The sequence below is a fragment of the Nocardiopsis sp. iso_25 genome (assembly GCF_056173305.1).
On record NZ_CM149667.1, the window covers coordinates 5195368 to 5210072 of the forward strand.

General features: G+C 73.0%; 13 protein-coding genes. 7 read left to right on the forward strand and 6 right to left on the reverse strand.

Annotation, left to right across the window (positions count from 1 at the left end; genetic code table 11):
• Window positions 1-3 precede the first annotated feature (3 nt).
• Window positions 4-1608: a PucR family transcriptional regulator gene (locus tag AC0VX6_RS22300; protein WP_274974516.1), complete on the reverse strand. Its 1605-nt coding sequence runs from the start codon at window positions 1606-1608 to the stop codon at window positions 4-6.
• Window positions 1609-1802: 194 nt separating this feature from the next.
• Between AC0VX6_RS22300 and AC0VX6_RS22305 the strand changes: the two genes are divergently transcribed.
• Entirely contained in the window at window positions 1803-3089 is a 1287-nt protein-coding gene (locus AC0VX6_RS22305) for an aspartate aminotransferase family protein (RefSeq protein ID WP_274974517.1), read from the forward strand.
• 179 nt (window positions 3090-3268) lie between these two features.
• The gene (locus tag AC0VX6_RS22310; RefSeq protein WP_475465936.1) at window positions 3269-4777 is read left to right on the forward strand and encodes a CoA-acylating methylmalonate-semialdehyde dehydrogenase; all 1509 of its coding nucleotides are present in this window, start codon (window positions 3269-3271) and stop codon (window positions 4775-4777) included.
• Window positions 4778-5018: 241 nt separating this feature from the next.
• Here the strand turns inward: AC0VX6_RS22310 and AC0VX6_RS22315 are convergent, their stop codons facing one another.
• Together AC0VX6_RS22315 and AC0VX6_RS22320 are read right to left on the reverse strand one after the other, a co-directional pair.
• The gene (locus AC0VX6_RS22315; protein ID WP_212643030.1) at window positions 5019-5261 is read right to left on the reverse strand and encodes a hypothetical protein; all 243 of its coding nucleotides are present in this window, start codon (window positions 5259-5261) and stop codon (window positions 5019-5021) included.
• A 239-nt stretch (window positions 5262-5500) separates the two neighbouring features.
• Window positions 5501-6316 (reverse strand): carbon-nitrogen hydrolase family protein, encoded by an 816-nt coding sequence (locus AC0VX6_RS22320; RefSeq protein WP_475465938.1) that lies wholly within the window; start codon window positions 6314-6316, stop codon window positions 5501-5503.
• 111 nt (window positions 6317-6427) lie between these two features.
• On the opposite strand from AC0VX6_RS22320, the gene AC0VX6_RS22325 reads away from it, so the two are divergent.
• The 3 genes from AC0VX6_RS22325 to AC0VX6_RS22335 are packed head-to-tail and all read left to right on the forward strand — an operon-like array spanning window position 6428 to window position 9680.
• Entirely contained in the window at window positions 6428-7102 is a 675-nt protein-coding gene (locus tag AC0VX6_RS22325) for a TetR/AcrR family transcriptional regulator (RefSeq protein ID WP_475465940.1), read from the forward strand.
• Between the two features lie 53 nt (window positions 7103-7155).
• On the forward strand, window positions 7156-8085 hold the full coding sequence (locus AC0VX6_RS22330) for an ABC transporter ATP-binding protein (RefSeq protein WP_274974520.1): 930 nt from the start codon (window positions 7156-7158) through the stop codon (window positions 8083-8085).
• On the forward strand, window positions 8082-9680 hold the full coding sequence (locus tag AC0VX6_RS22335; RefSeq protein WP_475465942.1) for an ABC transporter permease: 1599 nt from the start codon (window positions 8082-8084) through the stop codon (window positions 9678-9680). Before AC0VX6_RS22330 ends, AC0VX6_RS22335 begins: the two co-directional genes overlap by 4 nt.
• Window positions 9681-9757: 77 nt before the next feature.
• On the opposite strand, the gene AC0VX6_RS22340 is transcribed toward AC0VX6_RS22335, so the two are convergent.
• Both AC0VX6_RS22340 and rlmN read right to left on the reverse strand, forming a co-directional pair.
• On the reverse strand, window positions 9758-10228 hold the full coding sequence (locus AC0VX6_RS22340) for a YqaA family protein (RefSeq protein WP_274974522.1): 471 nt from the start codon (window positions 10226-10228) through the stop codon (window positions 9758-9760).
• A gap of 31 nt (window positions 10229-10259) precedes the next feature.
• Entirely contained in the window at window positions 10260-11357 is a 1098-nt protein-coding gene (gene rlmN, locus AC0VX6_RS22345; protein WP_274974523.1) for a dual-specificity RNA methyltransferase RlmN, read from the reverse strand.
• A 198-nt stretch (window positions 11358-11555) separates the two neighbouring features.
• Between rlmN and AC0VX6_RS22350 the strand changes: the two genes are divergently transcribed.
• Window positions 11556-12641 carry a suppressor of fused domain protein gene (locus AC0VX6_RS22350; protein ID WP_274974524.1) on the forward strand — a complete coding sequence of 362 codons (1086 nt, stop codon included), beginning with the start codon at window positions 11556-11558 and terminating at the stop codon, window positions 12639-12641.
• A gap of 91 nt (window positions 12642-12732) precedes the next feature.
• Entirely contained in the window at window positions 12733-13965 is a 1233-nt protein-coding gene (locus tag AC0VX6_RS22355) for an MFS transporter (RefSeq protein ID WP_475465945.1), read from the forward strand.
• A gap of 22 nt (window positions 13966-13987) precedes the next feature.
• Here AC0VX6_RS22355 and AC0VX6_RS22360 read toward each other — a convergent pair whose 3' ends face one another.
• On the reverse strand, window positions 13988-14362 hold the full coding sequence (locus AC0VX6_RS22360; RefSeq protein WP_274978222.1) for a BlaI/MecI/CopY family transcriptional regulator: 375 nt from the start codon (window positions 14360-14362) through the stop codon (window positions 13988-13990).
• Window positions 14363-14705 lie beyond the last annotated feature (343 nt).

A 14705-nucleotide genomic window follows, 5' to 3' on the forward strand; every position in this document is an offset into this window, starting at 1 on the left:
GGATCAGCGCTCGTCGCGGACCGAGTCCAGCGACAGCAGCGCCACGTGCAGGGACAGACAGGTCTCCACCGAGTCCAGGTCCGCGTCCAGGACGTGGGCGATGCGCCGCAGCCGGTCGTAGAACGCCGGGCGGGACAGGTGCGCCCGCCCGGCGGCGAGCGCCTTGTTGCGGCCCGCGCCCAGGTAGTGGCGGAGCATGTCGGTCAGGTCGCCGCCGTGCCGCGCGTCGTGGTCCAGCAGCGGCCCCAGCTCGCGCTCGACGTAGGTCTGGAGCCGCTCGTCGTCGCGGAACAGGTGGAGCAGGCCGCGCAGGTGCAGGTCGGGCAGCCGGTAGAAGGGGCGCTGGTCGCTCTCGCGGATGGCCACGTCGCCGACCTGGCGCGCCTCCAGGAAGGAGCGCCGCACCTCGCGGACGCCGTCCGCGGAGGAGCCCACGGCCAGCACCGCGGCGCCGCCCACGGCGGTGCGGATGCGCTCGGCGAGCATGTGCAGGGTCGGGTCCAGGCGCTGGCGGCCCGGCAGCGCCAGCAGGATGCCCACGCGCAGGTCGTCGAGCGAGCCCACCAGGGCGGGCAGGCGCAGCTCGCGGCAGGCGCGCGCGGCTCCCTCGGCGGTGTCGGACAGGCGCGCCTGGGCGGCCAGTCCGGTCCCGGTCTCACGCAGGCGCAGCACGAGCCCCACCAGTTCGCGGCCGTTGAGCGGCACGCCCACGGCGCGGGCCCGCACCAGCGCCTCCTCCGGGTCGGAGTAGGCCCGGTCGATGATGCCCGCGATGATCGTGCGGTGCGTCTGCCGCTCCAGGCTCTCCTGATGGCGCTCCAGCAGCCTGCCCAGCGCCAGGGTGGTGGCGGCGCGTTCGATGAGCATGCTCTGGCGCGGGGTGGGGTTGGCACCGACCACGAGGATCAACCGCCCCCAGTCCTGGCCGCGCGCCCCGACCGTGGTGACCAGCCAGCCGTTGGCGGGCGTGTGGACGGTGCGCGTTCCCGAGCGCGCCGCGCGCGAGCGGCTCTCCCAGGAGGTGAGCAGGGTTCCGGGCTCCTCGCCGTTGAGGTCGCAGGCCAGCACCTGGTGGGTGAGGTTCTCCAGGACCACGGGGCAGCCGGAGAGCTGGGCGACCTCGTGCAGGATGCGCCCGGTGTCGGCGCCCTCCACCGAGAGCTGGGTGAAGACCGAGTGCAGCTTCTCGGACTCGCGCAGCTCCTCCAGCTGTTCGTTGACCACCCGGATGTGCACGGCCTCGGTGATCTCCACGAAACGGGCCTCGCGGTCGAGCAGGACCACCGGCACGCCCGCGTCGCGCGCGGCGTCCAGGAAGGCGGGCGGGAGCTCGGCGTGGTACTTGCGGCCCAGCTCGACCGCGATGCCGCTGACCCCGGCGGCGGCCAAGTCGTCTATGTAGCGGCGCAGCGCCTCGGGGTCGTCGGGCATGGCGATGCCGGTGCTGAGCACCAGTTCGCCGCCGCGCAGCAGGTGGGCGAGGTCGGTGACCTCGGCGATGTGCACCCAGCGCACGGCCACGTCCAGCCGGTCCGGGCACGCCACGACCCGGGGGCGGGCGCGCTGGAGGGCGGGAAGCCGGAGGACCTCGGCGAGGGTGGGAAGCACGGCACCCATCCTAGAAGGCGGGCGCGGAACGCAGTGTCAGGCTCCCGGCCTCCGGGTTTACACGGTGTACCGCGCCGACCGGGCCTGACCTGAGGGGAGGGCACACGCGGGAGGTTACACGTCGTAAAACCGGCCGCCATGTTGTCAACATGCTGATCCTGGCCAAGGCCGGGGGTCGGGGCGAGACTGGGGGCATGTCGGAACTTCTCTCGCGCCACCGCGCGGTCATGCCCTCCTGGCTTCCCCTGTACTACGAGTCCCCGCTGGAGATCACCGGCGGCAAGGGCGCCCGTGTCACGGACGCCGACGGCAACACCTACCTGGACTTCTTCACCGGCATCGTGACCAACATGCTCGGCTACGACGTGGACGAGGTGCGCGAGGCCGTCGAGCGCCAGATCGCCAGGGGGGTCGTGCACACCTCCACCCTCTACCTCATCCGGAGCCAGGTCGAGCTGGCGGAGAGGATCGCCCGCCTGTCGGGCATCCCGGACGCGAAGGTGTTCTTCACCAACTCCGGCACCGAGGCCAACGAGACCGCCCTGCTGCTGGCCACGTACGCGCGCGGCAGCGACGAGGTGCTGGCGATGCGCGGCAGCTACCACGGGCGCTCGTTCGGCACGGTGGCCGTGACCGGCAACCGGGCGTGGAAGAACTCCTCCCTGTCACCGCTGAACGTGCACTACCTGCACGGCACCGACCACGCGGCCCCGGCCTTCCGGGGGATGACCGACCGGGAGTACGTCGAGGCGTGCGTGGCCGACCTGCGCGACGTGCTGGACACCGCGGCGCCGAATGTGGCGTGCCTGATCGCCGAGCCCGTGCAGGGCGTGGGCGGGTTCGCGATGCCGCCGGACGGCCTGTACGCCGCCTACAAGGAGGTGCTGGACGAGCACGGCATCCTGTTCGTGTCCGACGAGGTGCAGACCGGCTGGGGGCGCACCGGCACGAGCTTCTTCGGCATCGGCAACCACGGGGTGGTACCCGACGCCATGACCTTCGCCAAGGGCCTGGGCAACGGGTTCGCCGTGGGCGGTGTGGTGGCGCGCGGCGACCTGATGGACCGGCTGGGCGCGCTGGGCGTGGCCACGTTCGGCGGCAACCCGGTGTCGATGGCGGCGGCGGGGGCGACCCTGGACTACGTGCTGGAGCACGACCTCCAGGGCAACGCGCGTCGCCAGGGCGCGCTGATCCTGGAGGGGCTCAGAGCGCTGACCTCGCTGCCGAGCGTGCGCGACGTGCGCGGCAAGGGGCTGATGTTCGCCGTGGAGATGGCGGACCCCGCCACCGGCGCGCCGTCCTCCCCCCTGGCTGCGAAGGTGCTGGAGGCCACCCGCGAGCGCGGACTGCTGGTGGGCAAGGGCGGCGTGCACGGCAACGTGCTGCGGATGGCGCCGCCGATGACGCTGTCGCAGGAGGAGGCCGTGGAGGGCCGCGACGTGCTGCTGGACGCGGTGCGCGCGGTGGACGCCGAGGCCTGAGGAAGGGTCGGCCGGGTCTGAGGAGGGGCCAGCCGGGCCCGAGGGGGTCGCCGCGCACGGTCGCGGAGGCGGGCAGCACGACGTCGGCGGCCCCCGGGGACCCCCCGTATCAAGCAAACCGCGCCGGGGCGCGGCGCACCAGCCCCCACCGCGCCCCTGTGGACGAGGAGGAGAACGGCATGAGCAAGCACGTCACCCACTGGATCGGCGGGACCGCCCAGGAGGGGCCGGCCCGGCGCACGGGGGACATCTACGATCCGGCGTCCGGGCGGGTCACCGGCGCGGTCGACCTCGCCGGACGACAGGAGGTCGACGCGGCGGTGACGGCTGCGCGGGAGGCCTTCCCGGGGTGGCGCGACACCCCGCTGTCCCGGCGGGTGCAGGTCCTGTTCCGCTTCCGCGAGCTGCTCAGCGCCGACGCCGACCGGCTGGCGGAGCTGATCAGCGCCGAGCACGGCAAGGTCTTCTCCGACGCCCGGGGCGAGGTGGCCCGCGGCCTGGAGGTCGTCGACTTCGCCTGCGGCATCCCGCACCTGCTCAAGGGCGGCTACTCCGAGAACGTGTCCACGGGCGTGGACGCCTACTCGATCCTCCAGCCCCTCGGCGTGGTCGCCGGGATCACGCCCTTCAACTTCCCGGCGATGGTGCCGATGTGGATGTTCCCGGTGGCCCTGGCCTGCGGCAACACGTTCGTGCTCAAGCCCAGCGAGAAGGACCCCTCCGCGTCGGTGCTGCTGGCCGGGCTGTGGGCCGAGGCGGGCCTGCCCGAGGGCGTGTTCAACGTGGTGCACGGCGACAAGGAGGCGGTGGACGCCCTCCTGGAGCACCCGGACGTGGCGGCGGTCAGCTTCGTGGGCTCCACCCCGATCGCACGATACGTGTACCGGACCGCCGCCGAGCACGGCAAGCGCGTGCAGGCCCTGGGCGGGGCCAAGAACCACATGGTGGTGCTGCCCGACGCCGACCTGGACCTGGCCGCGGACGCGGCGGTCTCGGCCGGGTTCGGATCGGCGGGCGAGCGGTGCATGGCCATCTCCGCGGTGGCCGTGGTGGACTCGGTGGCCGACGAGCTGGTGGAGCGGATCCGCGAGCGGGTGGCGCGTCTGCGCGTGGGCCCCGGCGACGACGAGCGCAGCGAGATGGGGCCGCTGGTCACCAGGGAGCACCGCGACCGGGTGGCCTCCTACCTGGAGTCGGGGGTGCGCGAGGGCGCGACCCTGGCGGTCGACGGCCGCGTGCACCCGGTGTCGGGCGGGAGCCCGGACGGGTTCTGGCTGGGACCGTCGCTGCTGGACCACGTCGGCCCCGAGATGTCGTGCTACCGGGACGAGATCTTCGGCCCGGTGCTGAGCATGGTGCGCGTGGGCGGCTATGACGAGGCGGTCAAGCTCGTCAACGCCAGCCCCTACGGCAACGGCACGGCGGTCTTCACCAACGACGGGGGCGCCGCCCGACGGTTCCAGAACGAGGTCGAGGTCGGCATGGTGGGCATCAACGTCCCCATCCCGGTGCCGATGGCCTACTACTCCTTCGGCGGCTGGAAGCAGTCCCTGTTCGGCGACTCACACGCGCACGGCACGGAGGGTGTCCACTTCTACACCCGCACCAAGGCGGTCACGGCCCGTTGGAGCGACCCGGGCCAACGGCCCGAGGGAGGCGTCGACCTGGGGTTCCCCACCAACGGTTGACTCGGATTCCGCGAAAATAACGGACGGATCTGCCTCACTGTCGGTCGGCGGTGAACGACACGGAGTATCGTTGTCACAGGACGCCCCTCACGGGGCGTGGTCGGCGCCGGCAGCCGACGCACGAACCATCCGGGAAGGGCGCGCTCATTTCCCCTCCTCCCCAATGGAAGCGGGCGCGCCAACGGGAGCGCTCCGGGTCCGCCTCTCCCCCTGGACCCGGAGCGCGACCGTCTGCGCACCGCTAGCGCACCGCGAACAGCCGCTCCTCGGCGGCCACCCGGGGCTCCGCGCCGACGAGGTCGGCGCACTCCTCACAACCGAACACCGCGCTCCCGTCCGGGAGCTCACCGAGCACCCGGCGGGGCCGGGGCCACTTGGTGTGGCAGACGACGCAGGCATCCCCCATGCACTGCGCCCAGCTCAGCGAGTCCGGATCGTAGACCTCGACGTCGATCGCGGGCCGCGTGTCTGGTTCGCACATCATGCTCGTTCCGCGCAATGTCCTTGCTCCCCCCGTGGTTTAGGACAGTCTGGCGGGCCGATAGTTACCGGCTCTTTATTGAATCAGAAGCTTTGGGCACCTGGAATGGTTCGGACCGATCTACATCACACCATGCACGGGAATCATAACCCTAAGTGATGATGCCTGGGAAGACCCTGTCTCGCAGGATGGGATTCATCAGTTTTGTCCGGCTAGCTGCGGGGCGGTAGTGATCCGGGACCTCAGTCCTCGGCCCGCACAGAGACCGAAAAACGGCGCAGGGAGAGCGCCGGATTGAGCTCCCGCACCTCCTCGACCCGAGAGGCCGAAACCCCGGCCGAGGCGACCGCGAAGGTCTGCTCACCCAGGGCCGCGAGCGGTGTCCCCATGGGATCGACCACCATGCTGTTGCCCGCGCCCGCGGGCGCCGCCTGCCCGGAGGCGGCCACGTACACGGTGTTCTCGATGGCGCGCGCCCGGGCCAGGGTCCGCCAGTGCTCCTCCTTCAGCGGGCCGGGCACCCACTGCGCGGCCAGCAGCACCACGTGCGCCCCGGCCTCGGCGATGCGCCGCGTCACCTCGGGAAAGCGCAGGTCGTAGCAGGTCTGCAGACCGAACACCACGCCGTCGACGGTGAAGGTCTCGGGCTCCTCGATCGGGCCGGGGCGCAGCACGTCCGACTCCCGGGCCCCGAAGGCGTCGTACAGGTGGATCTTGCGGTAGTGCGCGACCCGCTCGCCCTCCGGCGACAGCGCCACCAGCGTGTTGGTGAAGCGGGTGGCGTCGGCGCCGCCCTCGGCCTCGCCGACCCCCAGCACCAGGTGCACGCCCTCCCGCCGGGCGGTGTCGGCGGCCTCGGAGACGAAGGGTCCGTCCAGGGGCTCGGCCGCCGCCACGTAGCGCTGGTCGACGCGGCCCGCGGTGAACATCGTGTACTCGGGGAACAGGACCACATGGGCCCCGTCCGCCGCGGCGCGTGCGGTCAGCTCCGCCACCGAGCGCTGGTTGCGCGCCTTGTCCTGACCTGGGGCGAACTGGGCGACCGCGACCTGCACCATCGAACCTCTCCTCGTCGGCGTGGGGCGCCCGGGGCGCCGTGCACCGAGTGTACGGCCAGTTCCGGGGCTGCCCCTTGCCAGGAGGCTGAACATGCGTTTAATGTATTGAACATGAGTTCAACCGACCGTCCGGACCGGCCCGAGAGGGAGTCCGACCTCACAGCCCGCGCCAGGATCCGCGACGCGGCGATCGCGTGCTTCGGCCAGCGCGGGTTCGGCGTGAGCGTGCGGGCGATCGCCGAACAGGCCGGGGTCTCCCCCGGGCTGGTGATCCACCACTTCGGCTCCAAGGACAGGCTCCGGCGGGCCTGCGACGACCACGTCACCGCGGCCGTGAACGAGGTCAAGACGGACACGGTCAGCAGTCACGACGGGCAGACCTTCCTCCACCAGCTCGCGACGATGGAGCAGTACGCCCCGCTCCTGGCCTACGTCGTCCGCTCCATGCAGGCCGGCGGCCCGCTCGCGACCGGGCTCTTCGAGCGCATGGTGGCCGACATCGAGGTCTACCTCGCCACGGGCGAGGCCGAGGGCACCATCCGCCCGAGCCGGGACCCTGCCCGGCGCGCCCGCTACCTGGCCGCCAACTCCCTCGGGTCGCTGCTGCTGTTCCTCACGTTGGAGCGCTTCGAGGGGGAGGTCGACTTCGCCCGGGTCGCGCGCGAGTGGTCCCAGGAGTACATGCTCCCGACCCTGGAGCTGTACACCGAGGGCCTGCTCACCGAGCGCACGATCCTCGACGCCTACCTCGCGTACGTCGGCGATCCCCCGGAGGAACCCCGCTGACCGCCCCGAACCCCCGTCCCCGACCCCCACCACGCACGGAGGGAACGACGACCATGACACCAACCGCCATCGAGGTCCGCGGCGTCGACAAGCGCTTCGGCCGCTTCCAGGCCCTGGACAAGCTGGACCTGACCGTCCGCACGGGCCAGGTCGCGGGCTTCCTCGGTCCCAACGGCTCCGGGAAGTCCACCACCATCCGCGTCCTGCTCGGCCTGCTCAGGGCCGACGCCGGGACGGTCGGCCTGCTCGGCGGCGACCCCTGGCGGGACGCCGTCTCCCTGCACCGGCGCCTGGCCTACGTGCCCGGCGACGTCACCCTGTGGCCCAACCTGACCGGAGGGCAGGCGATCGACCTGCTCGGACGGCTGCGCGGCGGGCTCGACCCCGCACGCCGCCGGGAGCTGCTGGCCCGCTTCGAGCTGGACCCGACCAAGAAGGCGCGCGCCTACTCCAAGGGCAACCGGCAGAAGGTCGCCCTGGTCGCGGCCCTGGCCTCCGACGCCGAACTGCTCATCCTCGACGAACCCACCTCCGGCCTGGACCCGCTCATGGAGGCCGTGTTCACCGAGTGCGTCCTGGAGGCCAAGGCCCGGGGCCGCACCGTGCTGCTCTCCAGCCACATCCTCTCCGAGGTGGAGAAGCTGTGCGACACCGTCACCATCATCCGCAGGGGGCGCGCGGTGGAGTCGGGCACCCTGGACGACCTGCGCCACCTGACCCGCTCCGCCGTGCGCGCCACCGTCACGGGGGACGCCCGGGTCCTGGAGGGCGCCGACGGGGTGCACAACCTGCGGCTCGACGGCGACACCGTCGCCTTCGACGTGGACAACACCCGCATGGGCGCCGTCATGGGCACGCTCACCGGCCTCGGCATCCGCTCCCTGGTGAGCAACCCGCCCTCCCTGGAGGAGCTGTTCCTGCGCCACTACGGCGACGAGCTCGCGGCGTACGGGGCCGACGGCGACGGGGGGACCGGGGCATGAACGCGTTCACCGGCACCGGCACCCTCGTCCGGTTCGTCCTGCGCCGCGACCGCATCCGGCTGACCGTCTGGACCCTGGCCCTGGTCGGCACCGTCGTCGCGACCGTTCCGACACTCGACGACATGTTCTCCACCGACGCCCAGCGCCAGGCCCGGGCGGCGCTCATGGACACCCCGACCGGCGTCGTCTTCGGCGGCCCCGGGTACGGGCTGGACGACTACCAGCTCGGCCCGATGGTGGTCAACGAGCTGACCATGAGCGTGCTCATCGCCCTGGCGGTCATGAGCGTCCTGCACGTGGTCCGGCACACCCGCGCCGAGGAGGAGAGCGGCCGCGCCGAACTGCTGCGCGCCAGCGTCCTGGGCACGAGCGCCCAGATGACCGCCGCGCTGGCGACCGTCTCGGTCGTCAACCTGCTCATCGGCGGACTGACCGCACTGGCCATGTCGGGCAACGGCCTGGCGGTCGCCGACTCCGCGGCCTACGGGCTGGGACTGGCCCTGGCCGGGATCTCCTTCGGCGCCGTCGCCGCCGTGTGCGCGCAGGTCACCGAGCACGGGCGCGCCGCCGCGGGCCTGGCCTTCCTGGTCACCGGCGTGCTGTTCCCGTCCCGGGTCGTCGGCGACATGGCAGGGGAAGGCGGCAACGCGCTGTCCTGGCTGTCGCCGTTCGCCTGGGTCCAGCAGACACGCGTGTTCGACGACCTGCGCTGGTGGCCGCTGGCGCTGTACGCGGTCCTGGTGGCGGTGCTCTTCGCACTGGCCTACGCCCTGGCGGACCGGCGCGACCTCGGCGCGGGCCTGGTTCCCTCCCGGCCCGGTCCGGCCGGTGCGGGCGGGCTGCTCAACGGCGTGTTCGCGCTGCACCTGCACCAGCAGCGCGGGGCGGTCCTCGCCTGGACGGTCGCGGTCTTCCTCTTCGCCCTCGCGTTCGGCTCGCTGGCCACGGAGGTGGAGGGGATGCTGGAGGAGAACCCCGACCTGCTGGCCGTCCTCGGCAGCTCCGCCGACGACGTCACCGGGGGCTTCCTCGGCACCATGAGCGGTTACGTGCTGATGGCCGCGTCGGCCTACGCCGTCATGTCCGTGCTGCGGGCGCGGGGCGAGGAGACCTCCGGGCGCGCCGAGCTGACCCTGTCCGCGGCCGTCGGCAGGGTGCGCTGGTTCGGCGGCGCCCTGCTGGTCAGCGTGCTGTCCTCGGCGGTGATCGTGGTGGCGGGCGGCGTCGGCATGGGCCTGAGCGCGTCCGCGGCCCTGGAGGACCCCTCCTGGACCTGGACGATGACCGGGGCCGCCCTGGCCGGACTGCCGGTGGCCCTGCTGTTCGCCGCGCTGACCGCGCTGCTGGTGGGAACGGCCCCGCGCCTGACCCCGCTGGTGTGGGCGTGGCTGGGGTACAGCCTCCTGGTCTCGCTGCTCGGACCGATGCTGGGCCTGGACGACCGGCTGCTGGACCTGAGCGCGTTCGGGCTGCTGCCGCAACTGCCGGCCGACGAGTTCGACGCCGTCCCGGTGGCCGTCGCGCTGGGGGCGGCGCTCGCGGCCAACGCGGTCGCCCTGGCGGGCTTTCGCCGCCGGGACCTGGTCGGCGTCTGACGGGGACGCGGTCCGGGGCGCCGCCGAGCCGGGGACCGGTTCGGCAGCGCCAGACCCGCGTCAGGGGCGGGCCGCGCTCAGGGCAGGTGGGACAGTCCCCAGGCGGGCGCGAACACCACGACCAGGAAGCGCGCGGTGCGGGTGACGAAGGTGATCAGGGCGAACAGCACGACGTTCATCCGCACCACCCCGGCCAGCACCGACACCACCATGAACGGCGGAACGCTGGCGAGGGAGCTCACCGCCACCAGGCCCGCGCCCCAGGCGGGCCGCTCCTCGGCCCTGCGCCGCCAGCCCTCGGCGCGTGCGGCCCACTTGCCGGGCGTGGCGCTCCTGCGGCGGATCCACGGCGCGGAGAGCGACCCGCGCCCGGCGTAGTAGTAGGGCAGCTTTCCCAGGGTCTGTCCGACCCCGGCCGCCACCGCCATGGCGACCAGGGCGCCGTCCTCCATCGCGATGACGGCGCCCACCAGGTAGACCTCGATGTTGATGACCGGGACGAGCCCGGAGACGAGGGCGACCACGAAGGCCAGCGCCGTCTCGATCACCCCGTGCTCCCGGGCCCCGCGGGCGGGCCGGTCAGTTCTCGGCCGCCGCGAGCTGCCCGCACGCGCCGTCGATCTCCTGTCCGCGGGTGTCGCGGACGGTGACCGACACCCCGTGCGACTCCAGCCGCCGCACGAACTCGCGCTCGTCCTCGGGGCGCGAGGCCGTCCACTTGGACCCCGGGGTGGGGTTGAGCGGGATGAGGTTGACGTGCACCAGGTGGCCCTTGAGGAGCTTGCCCAGCAGGTCGGCCCGCCAGGCCTGGTCGTTGATGTCCTTGATGAGCGCGTACTCGATGGAGACCCTGCGGCCGGTGGTGCCCGCGTAGCGCCAGGCGGCGTCCAGGACCTCGGCGACCTTCCAGCGGGTGTTGATGGGCACCAGCTCGTCGCGCAGCTCGTCGTCGGGGGCGTGCAGGGAGATCGCGAGGCGGACCTGCATCCTCTCGTCGATGAGCTTGTTGATCGCGGGCACCAGGCCGACCGTGGACACGGTGACCCCCCGTTGGGAGATGCCCAGGCCGTGGGGGACGGGGTCGGTGATGCGGCGCACCGTCTGGAGCACACGCTTGTAGTTGGCCATGGGCTCGCCCATGCCCATGAACACGATGTTGCTGATGCGGCCCGGGCCGCCGGCGACCTCGCCGTTGGCCAGGTCGCGGGCGCTGGCGACCACCTGGTCGACGATCTCCCCGGTGGAGAGGTTGCGGGTCAGGCCCGCCTGGCCGGTGGCGCAGAACGGGCAGTTCATGCCGCACCCGGCCTGGGAGGAGATGCACAGGGTGACGCGATCCGGATAGCGCATGAGCACCGACTCGAACAGCACCCCGTCGAACGCCTTCCACAGGGTCTTGCGAGTCATGCCGTTGTCGCAGGTGATGTGGCGCACGGGCGTGAGCAGGGTGGGCAGCAGCGCCTCGCCGAGCCGCTCCCGGGAGGAGGCGGGCAGATCGGTCATGGCCGAGGTGTCCGACACCAGGGAGCCGAAGTAGTGCTGGGCGAGCTGCTTGGCCCGGAAGGGCTTCTCGCCCAGCTCACGGACGACCTCGGCCCGCTCGTCGGGGCTGAGGTCGGCCAGGTGCCGGGGAGGTTTGGCACGACGGGGTGCGACAAAGGTGAGCTCGGCGGGCATAGACAGTCCGTAGGAAGTGGAGTCGGTGGTCTGGCGCCCGGGCGCGGACGGCGGCGGAACGTGTCGTTATACGACTTATACGCCGCCGCGGTGCAGCTCCGCCTGTCAGGGCACTACCGTCGATTCTACGCACTGCGCGGACGGTCCTGACGGGTCCGTCCGGCTACGACGACCGGGGATCGGTGTGTGGGAGGGCCGGTGACAGGGATCGACGTCCTGCTCGACGAGATCAGCCCGTACCAGAGCCGACGCGTCGTCGTCGAGTGTGACTCCCACACCACGGCCGCCTACCTGCTGGACGCGCGCGGGCGCATCCGCGTCCCGGTGTGGCTGGCCAACCACGAGATCGCGCCGCGCACGAGCGAGTCCGGCGGGCTCTACGAGGGCCGGGCCCCGCTCATGCCCGAGGCCTACACCAAGCACCCGCAGGGCCGTCCCCGCTTCGACCCCGACCGCCTGCGCGCCGTGTGGTTCGAGGAGGGCGACGGGGTCGCCCTGGTGGACGAGGAGGGGCTGCTGGCCGTCATCCCGGGCTGGGCGGAGGCCGACAGCGGGCTGCCGGGGTACGCGCGCGAGGCGATCGGCCGCAGCGCCTACGCCTGGGAGCTGGACTCGGTGCGCGGGCAGCTGTGGCCGCGCGTGGTGCACGCCGAGGCCTACTGGGACTGGCGGCGCGCCTCGGGGGCCTGGCGCAGCGTGCAGCGCACGGTGCTCAGCCACCTCAACCGCAACGTGGGCGAGCCCGGGCACTACTGGGACGTCTCCGACGGCCACCCGCCGCTGCTGCGCGTGTCGGAGCGCCCGCCCACCGCGGACCGCCCGTACACGGTGCTGTCCACGGTCGGGATGTGCGGCCAGCGCATGCCCACCCTGGACCGCTACATGGCCAACACCTCCCAGCACGCCCGGGTGGAGCTGGCCCTGGCCACGACGCTGCCCGCGCACCACGCCGCCCGCGTCTTCCGGTGGATCGGGGCCTTCCCCTGGCGGGCGGTGACCTGGTTCGGCACCGGGCACACCGTCAAGTGGCTGGACAACCCCGAGGACCGGGCCATGCGCGGCGGCGCGGGAGCGGTGCTGCTCCTGGAGGACCCCACCGCCCTGGTCACCCGCCCCGAGCACCGGCCGCCGGACACCGCAGGGCTGTCCTTCCAGGGCGACCCCGTGCGGTGGCTGTGGATCGTGCCCATCACCCGCCCCGAGCACCTGTTCGCCAAGGAGCACGACAGCGCCACCCTGGTGGAGAAGCTGGCCGCCGAGGGCCGCAGCTGGGTGCTGGGTTAGCCGGGCGCCCGGGCTCCGCGCGAAAACCCGTTGACACCCCGCGGCCGGGGCGGGATCGTCGCCGCGTCCGGACGAGCGGGGGCGGGGGACCATGGCGCGCAGCGGAGGCGGAGGCGCGGGGCTGACGGCCCCGCTGGGGCACCCGGCCTTTCGCGGGCTGGCCCTGGGCCGGACCCTCATGGCCCTGGGCAACGGCATGGCGTCGGTGGCGCTGGCCTTCGCCGTGCTGGACGTGACCGGCTCGCTGACGGGTGTGGGGCTGGTGGTGGGCGCGCGCTCGGTGGCGAACGTGGCGCTGCTCCTGCTCGGCGGCGTCGTCGCCGACCGGCTGCCGCGCGCACTGGTGCTCCAGGGCGGGTGCGCCCTGGCCGCGCTCTCCCAGGCGGCCCTGGGCGCGCTCCTGCTGACGGGCACCGCCTCGCTGCCGCTGATGATCGCGCTGAGCCTGCTCAACGGCGCCGCCGCGGCGGTGAACCTGCCCGCCTCCGCGGCGCTGACGCCGCAGACCGTGCCCCGGGAGCTGCTGCGCCAGGCCAACGCGGCGATGGGCGTGGGAGTCCAGGGCGGGATGTTCCTGGGGATGTCGGCGGGCGGCGTCGTGGTGGGCCTGCTGGGCGCGGGCTGGGCGATCACCGCGGACGCGGCGCTGTTCGCCTGCGCCGGGGCGGCCTTCCTGTCCGTGCGGGCCGCCCGGGCGGACGGGCCCGTGGACACCGGGGACGCGAACGTGCTGCGCGACCTGCGGGAGGGGTGGAGCGAGTTCGTGTCGCGGCCCTGGGTCTGGATCGTCGTGCTCCAGTTCATGGTGGTCAACGCGGGCTGGTCGGCGGCCACGGCCGTGCTGGGCCCGGGCATCGCCGACGAGACCTTCGGCCGGACGGCGTGGGGCCTGCTCATGGCGGCCAACAGCGTCGGACTGCTGGCGGGCGGTGTGTTGGCGGCCCGCTGGCAGCCGCGGCGGGCGCTGGTCTACGGCGCGGCGCTGATGACGGCGCACGCCGTGCCCTTCCTGGCCCTGACCGGGCCGTCGCCGCTGCCGGTGCTGTTCGCCGCGATGTTCCTGGCGGGCGTGGCGGTGCAGCAGTTCGACGTGGCCTGGGAGGTCGCCGTCCAGGAGAACGTGCCGAGGGAGCGGCTGTCGCGGGTGTACTCCTACGACGCGCTGGGCTCGTTCGTGGCGATGCCCCTCGGGCAGGTCGCGATCGGCCCGTTCGCCGAGCGGTTCGGCCCGGCCCGGGCCCTGGTGCTGGTGGCCTCGCTGACGCTGCTGGCCACCCTGGCCGCGGTCTCCTCGCGCAGCGTGCGCACCCTGACGCGCTCCTAGGGCGCGTCCGGCGGGCGGGCCGCTAGCTGGCGACGCCGCGCCGGTCCCGGGCCTGGGCCAGCACGCGGTGCAGGCGCGCCACCTCCTCGTCGCTGAAGCGCTCCACGAAGCGCAGCAGGGTGGCGCCGGGGTCGGGCCCGGTGTTGAGGACCTCGTCCATCATCCGCGCGGTGTACTCGGCGTGCGACTCGCGCGGCCAGTACGTCCAGGCGCGGCCGGTCTTCTCCCGGTCCAGCAGACCCTTGGTGAAGAGGATGTTGGCCACCGTCATGACGGTCGTGTAGGCCACGTCGCGGTCGTAGACCATGCTCTCGCGGACCTGGCGCACGGACATCGGCTCCTCGGACCGCCACAGCGCGTCCATGATGGCCGCCTCCAGTTCACCCAGACCCCTCATGGCCTCCCCGCCCGTCAAGTCCTCGGTTCCGAGGATCGTAGACACGAGGGGGCCTCCCGCGTGGGAGAACTCCGGAGAGCACACAGATCCGCACACGCCCGGCACCGGTCACCGGCGTTTCAGCAGCGAACACGCGTTCTCGCACGAGGGAAAGGGCGTTCGCGGCCGGGCCCGGGCCCCGTCCCGCCCGCTGGGAAGACCGGCGGAGGGGGCCCGGCCGTCCTGCCCGGCCGCTCGCACCCCCTCCGACGGGGGCCCGCCCCGGCCGGTTCCCCGGGGGGCACCGTGTTACACGCCACATCCGTCATGGCCGGACGCGGCCAGCAAGTTCACATCGCGAAAC